Source organism: Paraburkholderia sp. BL9I2N2 (assembly GCF_004339745.1).
Lineage (GTDB): Bacteria > Pseudomonadota > Gammaproteobacteria > Burkholderiales > Burkholderiaceae > Paraburkholderia.
On sequence record NZ_SMGP01000001.1, the window covers coordinates 3921459 to 3935132 of the forward strand.

The following is a 13674-nucleotide window of genomic DNA, read 5'->3' on the forward strand; positions in this document are numbered from 1 at the left end:
ACAGAGAAGAATGGTGAGCGTTGAGCGCGCTCAGATGGAGTAAATCGGCTGGCCCTTGCCATCCGAGAGATGGATGACAGCCCACTCTTGCGGTTTCTGGTCACGCGGGAGCAAGGCGCCGGCCGCGCGCACGCGCTGCTGGTTTGCATCGATTGCGGGCGGGTCAGTGTCAAGCTGCAAGGCAGTCGCTGCCTCATAGAGCATGCGTCGAGCCATTACGATGGCGCGGTCCGTCGGCAGCAGCTTCTCTTTGCTGTGGTCCTGAATGGGACCCATGCTTTCCTGCAGTGACGCGTCCTGCATCGCGAAGCCGAAGACGCCTGAGTAAGCGCGCTTGTCCTTTTGGGCCTGACGGTCAATCAGGTAGTCATTGTCCTTGTTCGCCTTCGGACGGAAGGTGCCCGGCTCGTATTCGCAGTGAATGCCCTTGCCTGCATTCAGGTCGTTCATCTCGTCCTCGGACAATGGACGGTCCGGACGGAAGTTGATACTCCACGCCCAGCAGGTATGGTCGTCAATTGGCACCCAGACATGGCCCGCCAGCGAGTGGTCGCCAAACGGAGGAATAAGCGTGTACCACGGGAACAGGTACTGTGTGATTCGCCAGTAGTAAGAATCCGGCTCGCCATTTCGGCGCCCGAAGAGCGTGAGACCGAACGGCTGTTTCTCGATTTCGAAGATAACGTTGCCGTCCGCCTTGATGTATTCGAGCGCTTTGGTGCCCTGGTGCATCGGGTCTTCGTCGACCTCGTAGCGGTGAACGTACGACACGTGGCTCGTGTCGATGCCGCCTTCCATCGCCTGCAAATAGTTGGACTCCTGCAGCCGCTTTGATACGAACACATGGTCCGGCGGCAAGTTGCACCACTCGAGGTCCGGCGGTGCCGGTTGCTTGTCCTTCGGACCCATGTAAGCCCACACAATGCCTGCGCGCTCGATACACGGGTACGCAGTGATGCTCATGTGCTTGCACGCCTGCGGCGCGGACGGTACCTCGACGCAGTCGCCGTTTCGGTCGAATTTGAGGCCGTGATACGAGCAGCGGATGCCGTTTTCCTCGTTGCGCCCGAAATAAAGCGACACACCGCGATGCGAGCAGAACTCGTTAATCAGCGCGGCATTGCCGTCCGAGTCCCGGAACGCAAGCAACTTTTCTCCGAGAATTTGCACGCGCACCGGCGGGCAGTCCGGCTCGGCGATTTCGCTTGCCAGCAGGGTCGGCACCCAGTAACGCCGCATCAGATTGCCCATCGCGGTGCCCGGGCCAGTGCGCACGAGCGTTTCCGACATGTTCTTGTCCATGCTCAAACTCCATTCGTAACGACGTTGTCCGTCTGGTGAGATTGTGTTCTCATTCTACGGACATGGAATTTGAAGTCAAGCATCTGCGGGTAGGTAGTTTCTCTACAATGGCGCAGACGGTATTGCCCAAGGGGACAGCGGAACATGGAAGAAAAAAAGGCGCACGAGAGCGTTCGTGCGGTGGAGCGAGCTTTGGACATACTGTTGGCATTCAGACCGGGAGATGAATCTTTAACCGTCGCTGAGTTGCTTGGGCGAGTGAACCTCAGCCGTCCGACGTTGTATCGGTTGCTAAGCACATTGGAGCGGGCGGGGTTCGTCGCATCGTCAGGCGAACCGCAGCGGTTCCACCTAGGAAGCTCGGTGGCGCAGTTAGCCCACGTCTGGCTGAGCGAACACAAAATCGCCGAACTGGCGCAGCCGGTGCTCCGCAACCTTTGGGAGGCGACATCCGAAACGGTCGCTCTGTTTGTTCCAGACGACACGTATCGACTTTGCGTGGCGGAACTGGAGAGTCATCAGCCACTTAGTTTTCGACGCGGTGTCGGATACCGCGAAAAACTGGTGCGCGGCGCCAGCGGCCGCACCATTCTTTCGCAAATGCGACTCACACCAGACGAATTAACGCGTTATCTCGCCGACCCTGCCCAAGATGTGTCGGCGTTGATTCACGACATCGAACAAATTCGTTTGAAAGGCTTTGGTACGAGCCAACACGAATTGATTGATGGCGCCGTCGCCGTTGCGGCACCCTTCTTCAACGGGGCCAATCAGGTCGCAGGCTCGCTATGCATCTTTGGTCCGAGCGTCCGGGTCACCGAGCAGCGGGTCGAGCAGTTTGCAGAGTTGCTTAAGCGCGCATCCGTTGCTCTATCTCGGCTTCTCGGCCAGCAAGGCTAGTGAGAATTCGGGGCCGCGGCCCGACATGGACACCCTCGTTGCTCAGTTCAAAGCTGAAGGCAACGAAGGGATGCTTGGCAGGAAGCGCCCAAATTGCGAACACCGGATGGCTGCGCGACCACTATCTTACTGTCACCAGCGATTCCACCAGACGGTCTCATTTCAAGGTATTGGCGTGGTGGGAATACGTACGGCCCGCGCGACTAACATCAGGGAATGTAGCGTTGCTCCCGAAGGTCGGTCAGCATTTCGATGTACATTTCTTCCGAATCGATGCAGTCATGGAATCCGTGCTTGCGCGCCTTAATCGTGCTCGTGATGTTGTCAAAAGTCGCCTCCGCACGTCGCGAAGGTGAGCATGTAGCCCGCTGTGCGCAAGAAAGCTTGCCTGACCGTCATTGGCAGACCTGTATCCGCATCCACGATTCGCAACCGCAAGACGCGCTTACCGGGAGACGTGCCCCATACGGCCCAAAGAATGCCGGTCACGAGAATCGGGACACACTGGCCTACCAGCAGCCATAAGACAAGGGTCGAAGCAAAGGCGTCAGGCGCCAGCAGCAGGTCGTGGGTTGACGGTCCGAGGCACAAAAAGCACGATGACGGTCCACCAAAGCGAATCAATGAACAAGGCACGGGCGCGCTGGGAATAGGTGGGGTAGCGCATGGCAAGGTCGGATTCTCCAGGCGATTGCAGCATCAGTCAGTTGGCCTTCGTCCAGCGTTTCATCTTAGCCTGAGCAAGTGCCGCGAATGCAACGTCGCCGCCGCAGAAACATTTGGCGCGTAGGGTGTTTGTAATATTATGACGGGTCGTCAACACGAAAGCGTCTCCAGCACCCTGTTCAATGCCCAATTCTGTTGAAATTTCTGCCGCCGTTATCTTTGCCCTTGCTCTCATTCATACGTTCGCCGTAGCACGCATTGAGAAGCTCTCGCACCGTTTCCCGCGGCATGCCGGCGTCTTCCACTTCCTCGCGGAGGTGGAGGTCGTCTTCGGATTCTGGGCGCTGATTCTGTGTCTCCTGATGTGGGCGCTCGTCGGGTCGCACGCGACCATCGAGTACCTGGAGCATCGTGAGTTTACGGAGGCGCTGTTCGTCTTTGTCATCATGGTGGTTGCCGCGAGTCGACCGATTCTCGTCTTGGTAACGAGCGTCGTGATGCATCTCTCGCGGTTCTTGCCAGTACGCACTGAAGTGGCCGTTATCTGGTTCTCCCTGTCCGCTGTGCCGCTTCTGGGCTCCGTCATCACTGAACCGGCAGCGATGACGCTCGCCGCGCTATTGCTGCGCGACACACTGTTCTCCGCGCGAATCTCGGAGCGTGTGAAGTATTTCGGCCTGGCGCTACTTTTCGTGAACGTATCAATCGGCGGCGTCATGACGGCGTACGCGGCGCCACCGGTGTTGATGGTCGCAAGCGCCTGGGGGTGGAACACCGGATTCATGGCGGCGACTTTTGGATGGAAGGCGGCGCTCGCCGTTCTTTTCAATGCTACGGCCTTCATCGCTCTGATTGCCAAGAGCGTGCCGACGTCACAAGGGAGCGAAGACGCGGGTGTCTCCCAATCGCAGCGAGTCCCAGTTGGCGTCACGCTTGTTCATATCGCGTTCCTCGCTCTGGTCGTCATCAATTCGCATCACGCCGTCGTGTTCGTGGGCGCATTCCTCTTTTTTCTGGGCTTCACTCACGCTTACGAGCGCCATCAATCGCCTCTCATGCTTCGCGAAAGTCTTCTGGTGGCGTTCTTCCTCGGCGGCCTCGTTGTGCTTGGCGGATTGCAACAATGGTGGCTTCAGCCGATTGTGAGTTCCATGGATGCATTGACGCTGTACTTTGGCGCCACAGGTCTGACTGCAGTGATGGACAACGCCGCCATCACCTATCTGGGGTCGCTCATACCTGGGTTATCTGACAGCGCAAAGTACCTGCTCGTGGCCGGAGCGGTGACCGGCGGCGGACTGACCGTGATTGCAAACGCGCCGAACCCCGCGGGCTTGGCGATACTTGGTAATCGGTTTTCTGGAGGAGCGGTGAGTCCGCTGAAATTACTCGGCGCCGCGCTCCTGCCGACCGTAACCGCAGGCGTCGCCTTCCTTATGTTATAGGTGCTCCTCTGCCCGGACGCAACGAAGTCGCATCAATCAAATTTGCGATGTAGCACTACCGATGAGCCGCCATGGCCGTTGATGGCGAGCCCTGCCGCGTGAGGTGAACGACGCGGGAGGCATCTCAGACAACCAGTTAGGCGACGAAGCATTCCGCATTGTCACCAGCGGTCTTCCGCGCTTGCCTGGCGACACTATCGTCAAGCGACGCGCGTGGTTGAAGGAGAACGCCGACGAAATCCGCAAGGCCCTGATGTTCGAACCTCGCGGTCATGCAGACATGTACGGCAATTATCTGACGGAGCCGGTTAGCCGGAACGCTGATTTCGGCATCATCTTCCTTCACAACGAAGGCTACAGCGACCATTGCGGGCACGGTGTCATCGCACTGTCGACGGCGGCGGTGGAGCTTGGGTGGGTGCAACGTCAGGTGCCCGAAACCCGCGTCGGTATCGATGCGCCGTGCGGATTCATCGAGGCATTCGTGCAGTGGGACGGCGAGCACGCGGGCAATGTCCGTTTCGTTAATGTGCCGTCCTTTATCTGGAAGCGAGATGTCACTGTCGAGACCGCGTCGTTTGGCACGGTCAAGGGCGACATTGCCTTCGGTGGCGCATTTTACTTCTACACGGACGGCGCGCCGCACGGTCTTGAAGTGCGCGGGTCTTCTGTCGAAGAGCTCATCAAGTTCGGTGCCGAAGTGAAGGACGCTGCAAATCAGGCATTCCCGGTTCAGCATCCCGACATTCCGGAACAGGCGGTCGCGTCGCTCAACTTTACCTACGCGGCGAATTGGGCAAAGACGAGACGCTTGTAAATGAGTCTATCATCGGAACTGTTTTCAAAGGCCGCGTGCTCAGCGAAACGACCGTCGGCAACTTCAAGGCAGTCATCACGGAGGTGGAAGGCAACGCATACCTTTTCGGCTTTGCAAATTGGATTGTGGACGAGCGTGACCCCTTGACTTATGGGTTCCTGGTTCGATAGACCAGCGTTGGCGTTGATACCACGTTGAGCTGGATGCTGAGCAATGGCTAATGGGTCGTTGATACTGTCCTGGACAACAAGCGATGCGCCGTCACTGGAGGCAACGTCCATAAGTAGTTCGGTTCAGAGCAACAAGGACCTACGCTTCTCGTTCTCACAAGGGTGCGGCGTGTCTGAAGATTCGGTGTACGCGAGAGAAGCACTTGCATTGCTGGAATGCGCGAGCATAAGGGAGGCAACATGCAGCATCGAATCGTCCTCGCTGGCATCCTGAGCTTGATGGCCGTGTTCACTGCCTGTGCGGAGGCAGTTCCCGGAGAACAACAGCACAATCAGTCGCAGGCCGGCCAATTGACTCAGGCAAAGCCGTTCACTCTCGAACTCCGGTTTGACATCAAGAACGGCGAGCCGGGGTTGCCCAATGAATACACGAAACTGGTTTTTGCAGACGGCAGCAATCGCTATGTCGCGCTGGTGCGTCGCTCGGGCAAGGTGGTAAGTGAGGGCATGCTTCGCGGCGCGACGGTCCAGGAGTGGGGATTCCACGAAGTGACTTTGGGGCCTGAAACCAATGGTCTAGGAACCGGCTATCTCGTCATCACTAAGGGCTCCAGCGACATACTGTATCTGAAGACGCAACTGCGGCAGATAACCTTGGCCGGCAAACCCGGGACGCCTCATTCTGCTTTCAATGGCCTGTGGGAAGTCAGCGGCGCGACAGGTAAATTCAATGGACTGAAGGGAGCGGGCACGCTCCGGATTAACCGCTTATCGGAAAGCGAGCGCCAATGGGTTCTGGAAGGTGAGTTGAGCGAACCCTAGCTTGAATGTCCGTTGAGAGTATGTGAGCGCGGCCGACTTTCTGAAGAACAAGTAAGCCGGAAACCTTTATCGCAATTCTTCAGGTGTCGCAGGGAAGAGCCTCGCCGGATGGGAGTATGCGACCCCCTCGATATGCAGGACGCAAAATTTCATGGTGACACATACATTCAGGTCGCTGGCTGAATCTGCGCGAAACAAGGGATTGGGATGCGTTGCGGGCATTGCTGTCAGTGAACCGGCCGATGAAGGACTCTTTTAAATCTCTTATTGAGCCGGTCGAGCGGCATCGAGGGGCACTCAAATATATGGATGACCACCAGCTCCATGGACGGGGAGCGCTCGAATGCTGCGTGCAGACTGTTTTTTGAGCCGGTGAATACAACCATTCCTGAATCATTCTAGCTTCCAGATGCTTTCCGCTTCCTCGACTCGACCCGTCGCGACAAGTCTGTCAGGAGCCATCTGGCAACTACGCCAGGTTCGTTCATGTCGTGGCTGGCGAACTTGATTTCGTCCTCGAAGTAGACGATAACCGTGCCGCTCATGACGCGGTAGTGGCCCCGATAGCGGGTGCCATCCAACTCGACTTCGATTTCCCTGGTGAATTCGTAATCTTCGGCCATCAATACCGGTCCTGCAGTAACTATGACCAGTCGAACTTACCCAATCACATGAGGTACGTCAACGACACAGGACCAGGAGCCTTTAAGTGCACTTTCCCTTAATGCGGCAGAATGTGGAGTTGCATGGCACCGCGATGGTATCGATGACAATTCGGCCCTAGTGCCGATGTCGCAAATTCTCGCGAACACGCTTGGCCACGAGAACTGTCATGTAATCCATCACCCGCGCGCCGTCACTGTATTCCGCCCATGTGTCCTCATACAGTTTCGACACGGTCTCTGTGGGGGTATTGGTGTCAGCGGCAATCGCCTTGATGACATCTTCAGCGTTGGGCTGGGCCATGGCGCTCTCCTGGCATTGAGTACGAAGGGCAGCTTCAGAGAGGTCGATTAGGCGACGCTGCCCGTTCGTGCGCAAATTGAATAGACCTATCGCTTCGTTTTGTCTTTAGGGATACTTTGCGTGCTGCAGACCACGGATGCGCTTACTCCACTGCCTGGTGCCCGACACAGATGAACTGCGAGATGCGCATGTTCGGCGCGCACTGCACAAATTCATTCTTTTCAGCTACTTATTCCGCTTGCCCGGGAGTTGTCCACAGCCTTGCGAACAGATTGTGTGGATAACTTGGTGGTCCGGGCATCGGGATGGTAGGTCCAATGCAGTCTGGCAGTCAGAAGATAACGGTATATACTGTTTATACCGTTTACCAGTCTGGAGATAGTCATGAGTCAACCCAGCGTGAGGAAACCGACGAAGAAGGCCTTTCACTTTCCGAAGAATGCCAACGGCCATGCAAAAGCCGATGAGAAGCCGGCGGATGAGAGGAGCGCGGCTGCAGCACGAGATGCCCAGCCGGCCCCGACGAAGGCCGACAAACAGAAGCGTGCCAAACCCGCTGAAACCGCACAGGTCAGTCCGGCAGAAGTGAAAGCAAAACGCGCGAAGAAGGAGAAGGTCGTGCGCGACAGCTTCACCATGCCGAAGCCCGACTACGAGAAAATCGCAGCGCTGAAACGGAAGTGTCTCAACGCAGGCGTCTCGGTGAGCAAGAGTGAGCTTCTTCGCGCTGGGCTGCTTTTACTGGACTCGGCTCCCACCGCAGAGAGTCTGCTGGCAGCTGTTTCCGCGGTCGAAACCGTCAAGACCGGTCGACCAGCAAAATCGTAGCTTTACCACGCTCCGAGCGGGCCGCCCCTGGAGCCCGGGTTTCACCGCTGCGCCCGATGCCTACGCACTTTTCGCGGAGCTTCTGCCACCGTTCCTTCGTGCTGCAGTGGTTATGAAACCGGGGGGCAACTAAAAACCAGATGGTCGGCTGACAGGAGTTCCGATGCCCGATAACCACCTTTCCAGTCGATTCGACGCTGACATCAACGGGATATTGTCCACGGTTTTCGAGATGGGCGGCATCGTTGAATCGCAACTCATCAATGCGATGCAGGCGCTGAACCACCTCGATTTGGACCTGGTCGACAGAATCAACACGGACGAGTGTCGACTCAATGCCCTCGAAGCGGAAGTCGATGAAGAGTGCATCAAAATCATCGCACGGTACCAGCCGGCTGCACGCGACCTGCGTCTGCTGATGGCCATCTCCAAGACCGTCACGAACCTCGAGCGTGCTGGGGATGAAGCGCGGAAGGTCGCGAAGCGGACTCGACGAATTGCAGAAGACCGCAATGCAATGGCCATCAATATCACGGAAATCGCACTATCCGGTGAGATGGCCATAACTCTTCTCCGCCGTACGCTTGATGCGTTCGCGCGCCTAGATACAGGTTCCGCCGCACAAATCGTCCGCGACGATGACGCCATCGATGAACAATTTCGTGCAGTCATACAGAAGTTGGTGACTACCATGATGGACGACCCGCGAATGGTCGCCATTGGGCTGGACCACCTTTTCATCGCGAAGGCCATTGAACGCATTGGCGACCATGCGACGAACATAGCGGAAATCATTATCTACGTCGTCAAGGGCAAGGACGTGCGCCACGTTTCGCGCGAGCAACTTGAACGGGAAGTCTTCAGCGAATAACTATTCCGTTGTCGTCAGCGATGACACTGCCCGGCAGCTCTTTGGGTGGATGGCGTCACGTTTTCCGTTATAGCGAATCGCTTGCCTTTGCAGCGTGGACAATCGCTCAAAAGTGGTCAGACCGGGCAAACGGCGGTCGCAGCTCTATCACTTCAAGCTCGTCAATCAGCGCTGCTGGCATGCCTTCGCTCAGCCATGTACATATGTCAGCAAGCTGTTCCGATGAGACGAACATATACCGAGTCGCCGGCTGTTCTTTAACACCGCACCGCCTGGCGCAACCGAGAGCGAATCGCTGCTGATGGATTAACGCCTCGGACTAGACGCGCCGTCGATTTGAGCACAGACGTTGACACGGCAACGGGCGTGAGCGCGCGCCGCGGCCAACCGCTGGTATAGTCGTAGGCACAGCTCGGATGCGTGCTGACCGGCACGCGTTCTCTCGTTCTGGTAACGGTGTTCGACTTGCTGGGATATGGGACCGCGACCAACATGTGAAGCGCTAGTCAGCCACACGAAAAATCGCATCGACACCATGGTCAGACCGGGACAGTCACATACTCGCCGCAAAACCGCGTTTCAATCTGAGCACACCTTTCGGGCGCTTCTAAGTTGCGCGCCAACCGGGATTCCGCGTACATTGCTGGGAAACGAGCTTATTTCCATCCATCACCCGCGCGACGTAAGCCCGGTCTTTGGCGTCAAGTATCTGCGTCCATTGGGCGGCGAGATTCTCATCGAGTGTCTCAAACACGCTGACCTGCATGTCGGTTTCGCCAGTGAACGCCGCTAACGTGTAGGTTGCATCAACGGGGAGCTCGAGCAAGCCTTCGTCCTCAAAACAGACCTCCACAATATAACGTTTAGTCATGCTCGTGACTCCCGGTTTGGTATGAACCCGGGAAGCTGCCCCGCCTCGGGCAACCGCGAGGCTGCGAACGCTTCCGCAAGCATGAGTGCAAATCCATCCACTGTCGCAGGGCGCTGGGCAACATGTCCTCTCAAGAAGTCTGCCCACGCGAATTTGGCGTTGAACTCACCGGGATTTTCAAAAACGCCTGCTGTTCTTACAAATGCAGCGAGGCTCTGAAAGAGGTCGTCGGGTATTGCTTCAACAGACTCAGGCAAGTCAGGGAGCGGATATTTCCGCCCGTGTTCATCGAAGGGGTGCAGCCAGCCTCGCTCTGACATGGTCTTCACAAATTGCTCTTCCGTGAGGCCGCGAAAATCTTCCCTGATGCGAACCGGCGCTTCGGGCAGGCCCATGTCAAACCATGCGCGCGCCCAATGATGATGGTCAATGACGTGGAGCGACCCTGACGGCCCATGAACGACCGCGATGGCCTGTTCTTCGGCGAACGCTCGTCTTGCTTCAGGTCTAAGCTCAAGATAGCTCGCCGCCTTCGCCAGTACCTGGACGTAGCCGATTGCCCCCTGCGTGGGTCGCAGCACGGCCCACGGAACCCAGCGTGCCGAGCCATTGTCGTCAGGAGCTGTGCCGTTTCCCGAATCCGATTGCTCGTCCATATGCGGCTCCGAAAGTGACGACACATGGACCGGACACGCCACAAGCGCCGCAAATCCTGACGAGCAAGCGCCGCGCCTGGCGGCCGGCAAGCCATCCAGGGCGGGGTACGGTTCTTGCCGCAGCTCGCCTAGCTGCAAGGCGAGGAAACGACCATGACTACAGGCGCTGGCACCCATGCGCGCGGCCCCCACGCGGTGGCGGAGGCGAATTTCGCCACCTATGCCAACCCGTTGGTCACTAAAGCCATCGAAGAGGCAGCCGCTCTTCGGAACGATGTCAACGCCGAGAAGCTACACAGGCTTCGCGTAGCACTGCGTCGTCTGCGAACTCTGCTTTGGGCCTATCGGCCGATACTGGATGCGAAATTTGACAATGAGCAGCGTGAACTCTTCAAATCTCTTGCGAGTGCCGCGGGCAACACACGCGATTGGGACATACTGATTGCGCTTGTCGAAAATAACACCAACAAGACTTTGTTGAGCTCATTCAGAAAAACCCGGAATGAAACGGCCGAGAAAAGCGCCGAGACGCTAAGAAACTCCCATCTCGACGAGACCCTGCGCAACGCAGTAAGCGAGGCCAACCGGGAGTTGAGAACCTCCTGCGGGCGAACGCCGCTCACGAAGTTCGCGCAGAAAAGAACAACGGCGGCACAAGACCAACTAAAGAAGCGAATGCATCGCGCGTCGAAAGCGAGCAGCGCCGACTACAGTTCATACCACGACGTACGCAAAGCCGGAAAAAAAGTGCGGTACCTCATTGAGTTCTTCGAGCCCTTGCTAAAGAAGAAGCAGCGCCAAAGTCTGAAAAATCCGAAGCAGTTGCAAAAGCGTTTTGGCGCGCTAAACGATGTCGTCGCGAGCCGCGACCTTCTCAACGCACACCGTGTGTCGCTGCCCGATGGCGCCGACGCGAAAGCGGCCCTCCGTGCTCTAAAGAAAAAACAGAAACGCCGAATCAAGGCAGCGTCGAAGCTGCTGTAGCGAAGATGTTGCTGCGCAACGCACAAGGTCGGTGCGCTACCTTTGATTGAAGCAAAGCGACCGGCGGGCGTGTGACGCATCGGTCTGCGTCGCCAAGGGAAACCTTGATTCGCACTTCGGCCCACCATCGCCATACCATCCTCTCCCTCATTCAGGAGCGGCAGAACCTTTTTAGTCGTTCGAATTCCGCAGGCCGTGTGTATGAGCGGTAGAGTTCGCTGACGGAACCAACGCCACAGCTGGTTTGAGCGTTGTCCCGGCAACACTTTATGTGTCGATGACGTAGCGTCCTGGTCGGTGTCGCGGGATTCGGCTCAATGCCGGCAACGCCGGGGGGAGTCAAATCGGCATGAGAACCGTTGGCGTTCTCGCTTAACGCGGGGATTAGGGACTTTCCGGATTGCCATGCAAAAAGGGTTACGCTGCGCGACGGAACAGACGACGCGCAAGGACATCACGATGGCATCGAAACACGAAGTACAACGATATCGGGCGAATCTGTCCGACGAACTCCATAGCGCTGCGTTGTACGAAACGCTCGCGAAGGTTGAGCGTGATAACACGCGCAAGGAAATCTATAGCGACCTGGCCAAATCAGAACGCGAGCATGCGCAGGTTTGGGCCGACAAGCTGAACGCCAATGGCATCCGGCATCGCGGCGGAGCCCCCGCTGTGAAAACACGCCTGATGAAGGCGCTGGTGCGGATTTTCGGTCCGGGTTTTGTCTTGCCGACACTGGCCGCCGCCGAACACGCCGACCGGAACAAGTACCAGGGTCAACCGGATGCGGGGCGCATGTCGGCCGACGAGCACCACCATGCGGCGGTCGTTCAGGCACTCGCCGGTGGCGCTGGCGACCCGGAAATGTCGCAAGGCGCGCGCATCGCCGCGGCAGAGTCATGGCACAAGGGTGTATCGTCGGGCAACGACCTGCGCGCCGCAGTGCTGGGGGCGAATGACGGACTGGTTTCCAATTTCTGCCTGATTATGGGCGTGGCGGGTGCGGGAACCGGCAACAAGGCCATTCTGCTGACAGGGCTGGCGGGATTGATAGCCGGGGCATGTTCGATGGCGCTTGGTGAATGGCTGTCGGTGACCAACGCACGCGAACTGGCTAGCACCCAGATTGCGAAGGAGGCTGACGAACTGGAGACATCACCCGAAGCTGAAGAGCACGAACTCGCGCTCATTTACCGGGCCAAAGGCCTCGATGCGGCCGAAGCGAAGCGCGTGGCATCGCAAATGATGCGGGACAAGGACAAGGCGCTCGATACCCTGACGCGTGAGGAACTCGGACTGGACCCGGCGGAGCTGGGCGGCAATCCGTGGTCGGCGGCGGCCGTGTCTTTCTGCCTTTTCTCGGTCGGTGCCATCTTCCCGACAATGCCATTCTTGTGGTCCCACGGCTTCAGTGCAATCGTTCAGTGCATCGTCCTGAGCGCTTTGGCTTTGGCCTCCATCGGCGTCTTCACATCGCTTTTTAACGGCCGTAGCGCACTGTTTTCGTCATTCCGGCAGGTCATCATTGGTCTTCTGGCGGCGGGGTTCACCTTCGGCGTCGGCCACGCGCTTGGCGTCTCCATTTCATGAACCCCTGGCGCGCTTGCGCCGTTGTGATTGAGGCGGTCAAAGCCATCGAGATAGAAAGTACAACGCAAACTGAAGGCTACCGGAACCGACAGGGAGACGCGCCTGGCTGGTTGCTTACAGAACGTGGCTCAAGGCACGGCTGACGGTCCTGCTGGTGAAGCGTTCGCGCATCCGGGCACTAGGCCGAGGTGCACACCCTGCTCGACGGCCGCCCCGAACTGATGTGCCGGTGCCAGTTATAACGCGCCGCATGTTTTTCCCAAGATGCTTCCGTCGTCCGGCACTGAGCACGCTGTGCGCAAGGCGACGAGCTACCTGGTGCAGGTCAGGATGCACGACGGCAGCTACCGGAACTTCACTACACGAAGCAGCCGCCGGTCCTGGTCGGTGAGCGCGTTCATGTCTCGGGCGACTCCCTGAGCGCGTCGTAATCAGCCTCCAAAACCGGCGGGACCTTTACGGTCACCCAACACGACGTGGATGTTCATGCGGTCCATCAGCCAGCCCATCAGAATGGTGCCGAAGGCGCTGCCAAACATGAACATGCCCGTCACGACTGCGGCCTATGCCATCGGGATTCCCGCTTCCTTCATCGGCGTCGGCAGCCAGCCGGTCAGCATGTAGACGAGCACGAGCCCCATGAAGTAAATGACCCAGATGGGTGCGCCGATTTCCTCGACAGCTTTCGCAGCATCGTCACGTTGAAATTGAGCACATGAGCGAACTGTGCCCTTCTGCAGAAAGCCTTGCATTGTCTTCATGACGGCGCCGAGGTCCATATCACGC

Annotated in this window: 15 protein-coding genes and 1 pseudogene; 8 read left to right on the forward strand and 8 right to left on the reverse strand. The window is 57.8% G+C overall.

The window, feature by feature from the left end:
- Nucleotides 1-30 precede the first annotated feature (30 nt).
- A complete protein-coding gene (locus tag B0G74_RS18035) occupies nt 31-1302 on the reverse strand; it encodes an aromatic ring-hydroxylating dioxygenase subunit alpha (RefSeq protein ID WP_132376176.1) in 1272 nt (423 codons plus the stop codon).
- A gap of 144 nt (nt 1303-1446) precedes the next feature.
- On the opposite strand from B0G74_RS18035, the gene B0G74_RS18040 reads away from it, so the two are divergent.
- A complete protein-coding gene (locus B0G74_RS18040) occupies nt 1447-2202 on the forward strand; it encodes an IclR family transcriptional regulator (RefSeq protein ID WP_132376177.1) in 756 nt (251 codons plus the stop codon).
- Nucleotides 2203-2526: 324 nt separating this feature from the next.
- Here B0G74_RS18040 and B0G74_RS47660 read toward each other — a convergent pair whose 3' ends face one another.
- The gene (locus B0G74_RS47660) at nt 2527-2838 is read right to left on the reverse strand and encodes an RDD family protein (protein WP_347814517.1); all 312 of its coding nucleotides are present in this window, start codon (nt 2836-2838) and stop codon (nt 2527-2529) included.
- A 212-nt stretch (nt 2839-3050) separates the two neighbouring features.
- Between B0G74_RS47660 and B0G74_RS18055 the strand changes: the two genes are divergently transcribed.
- The 3 genes and pseudogenes from B0G74_RS18055 to B0G74_RS18065 all read left to right on the forward strand — a co-directional run bounded on the left by B0G74_RS18055 (nt 3051) and on the right by B0G74_RS18065 (nt 6122).
- Entirely contained in the window at nt 3051-4313 is a 1263-nt protein-coding gene (locus B0G74_RS18055; RefSeq protein WP_132376178.1) for a putative Na+/H+ antiporter, read from the forward strand.
- A 103-nt stretch (nt 4314-4416) separates the two neighbouring features.
- Nucleotides 4417-5300: pseudogene (locus B0G74_RS18060) on the forward strand (proline racemase family protein).
- A gap of 240 nt (nt 5301-5540) precedes the next feature.
- Nucleotides 5541-6122, forward strand: a complete 582-nt coding sequence (locus B0G74_RS18065) for a hypothetical protein (RefSeq protein ID WP_132376179.1) — start codon at nt 5541-5543, stop codon at nt 6120-6122.
- A gap of 398 nt (nt 6123-6520) precedes the next feature.
- Here the strand turns inward: B0G74_RS18065 and B0G74_RS18070 are convergent, their stop codons facing one another.
- Both B0G74_RS18070 and B0G74_RS18075 read right to left on the reverse strand, forming a co-directional pair.
- Nucleotides 6521-6745, reverse strand: coding sequence for a hypothetical protein (locus B0G74_RS18070; protein ID WP_132376180.1), 225 nt, complete (start codon nt 6743-6745; stop codon nt 6521-6523).
- Nucleotides 6746-6902: 157 nt separating this feature from the next.
- Complete coding sequence (locus B0G74_RS18075; RefSeq protein ID WP_132376181.1) at nt 6903-7088, reverse strand: DUF3562 domain-containing protein; 186 nt, start codon at nt 7086-7088, stop codon at nt 6903-6905.
- 384 nt (nt 7089-7472) lie between these two features.
- Here B0G74_RS18075 and B0G74_RS18080 point away from each other — a divergent pair, with 384 nt between their 5' ends.
- Together B0G74_RS18080 and phoU are read left to right on the forward strand one after the other, a co-directional pair.
- On the forward strand, nt 7473-7916 hold the full coding sequence (locus B0G74_RS18080; protein WP_132376182.1) for a hypothetical protein: 444 nt from the start codon (nt 7473-7475) through the stop codon (nt 7914-7916).
- Between the two features lie 163 nt (nt 7917-8079).
- Nucleotides 8080-8787, forward strand: coding sequence for a phosphate signaling complex protein PhoU (gene phoU, locus B0G74_RS18085; RefSeq protein ID WP_132376183.1), 708 nt, complete (start codon nt 8080-8082; stop codon nt 8785-8787).
- Nucleotides 8788-9394: 607 nt separating this feature from the next.
- On the opposite strand, the gene B0G74_RS18095 is transcribed toward phoU, so the two are convergent.
- Together B0G74_RS18095 and B0G74_RS18100 are read right to left on the reverse strand one after the other, a co-directional pair.
- On the reverse strand, nt 9395-9658 hold the full coding sequence (locus B0G74_RS18095) for a hypothetical protein (RefSeq protein WP_132376184.1): 264 nt from the start codon (nt 9656-9658) through the stop codon (nt 9395-9397).
- Nucleotides 9655-10314 (reverse strand): ParB/Srx family N-terminal domain-containing protein, encoded by a 660-nt coding sequence (locus tag B0G74_RS18100; RefSeq protein WP_165923878.1) that lies wholly within the window; start codon nt 10312-10314, stop codon nt 9655-9657. The genes B0G74_RS18095 and B0G74_RS18100 overlap by 4 nt, the downstream gene beginning before the upstream one ends.
- A gap of 153 nt (nt 10315-10467) precedes the next feature.
- On the opposite strand from B0G74_RS18100, the gene B0G74_RS18105 reads away from it, so the two are divergent.
- Together B0G74_RS18105 and B0G74_RS18110 are read left to right on the forward strand one after the other, a co-directional pair.
- Nucleotides 10468-11298, forward strand: coding sequence for a CHAD domain-containing protein (locus B0G74_RS18105; protein ID WP_132376186.1), 831 nt, complete (start codon nt 10468-10470; stop codon nt 11296-11298).
- A 459-nt stretch (nt 11299-11757) separates the two neighbouring features.
- Nucleotides 11758-12888 (forward strand): VIT1/CCC1 transporter family protein, encoded by a 1131-nt coding sequence (locus B0G74_RS18110; protein ID WP_132376990.1) that lies wholly within the window; start codon nt 11758-11760, stop codon nt 12886-12888.
- A gap of 431 nt (nt 12889-13319) precedes the next feature.
- On the opposite strand, the gene B0G74_RS47470 is transcribed toward B0G74_RS18110, so the two are convergent.
- Nucleotides 13320-13442 carry a hypothetical protein gene (locus B0G74_RS47470; RefSeq protein WP_279388591.1) on the reverse strand — a complete coding sequence of 41 codons (123 nt, stop codon included), beginning with the start codon at nt 13440-13442 and terminating at the stop codon, nt 13320-13322.
- 9 nt (nt 13443-13451) lie between these two features.
- Entirely contained in the window at nt 13452-13649 is a 198-nt protein-coding gene (locus B0G74_RS46700; RefSeq protein ID WP_243658218.1) for a hypothetical protein, read from the reverse strand.
- Between the last annotated feature and the right edge of the window lie 25 nt (nt 13650-13674).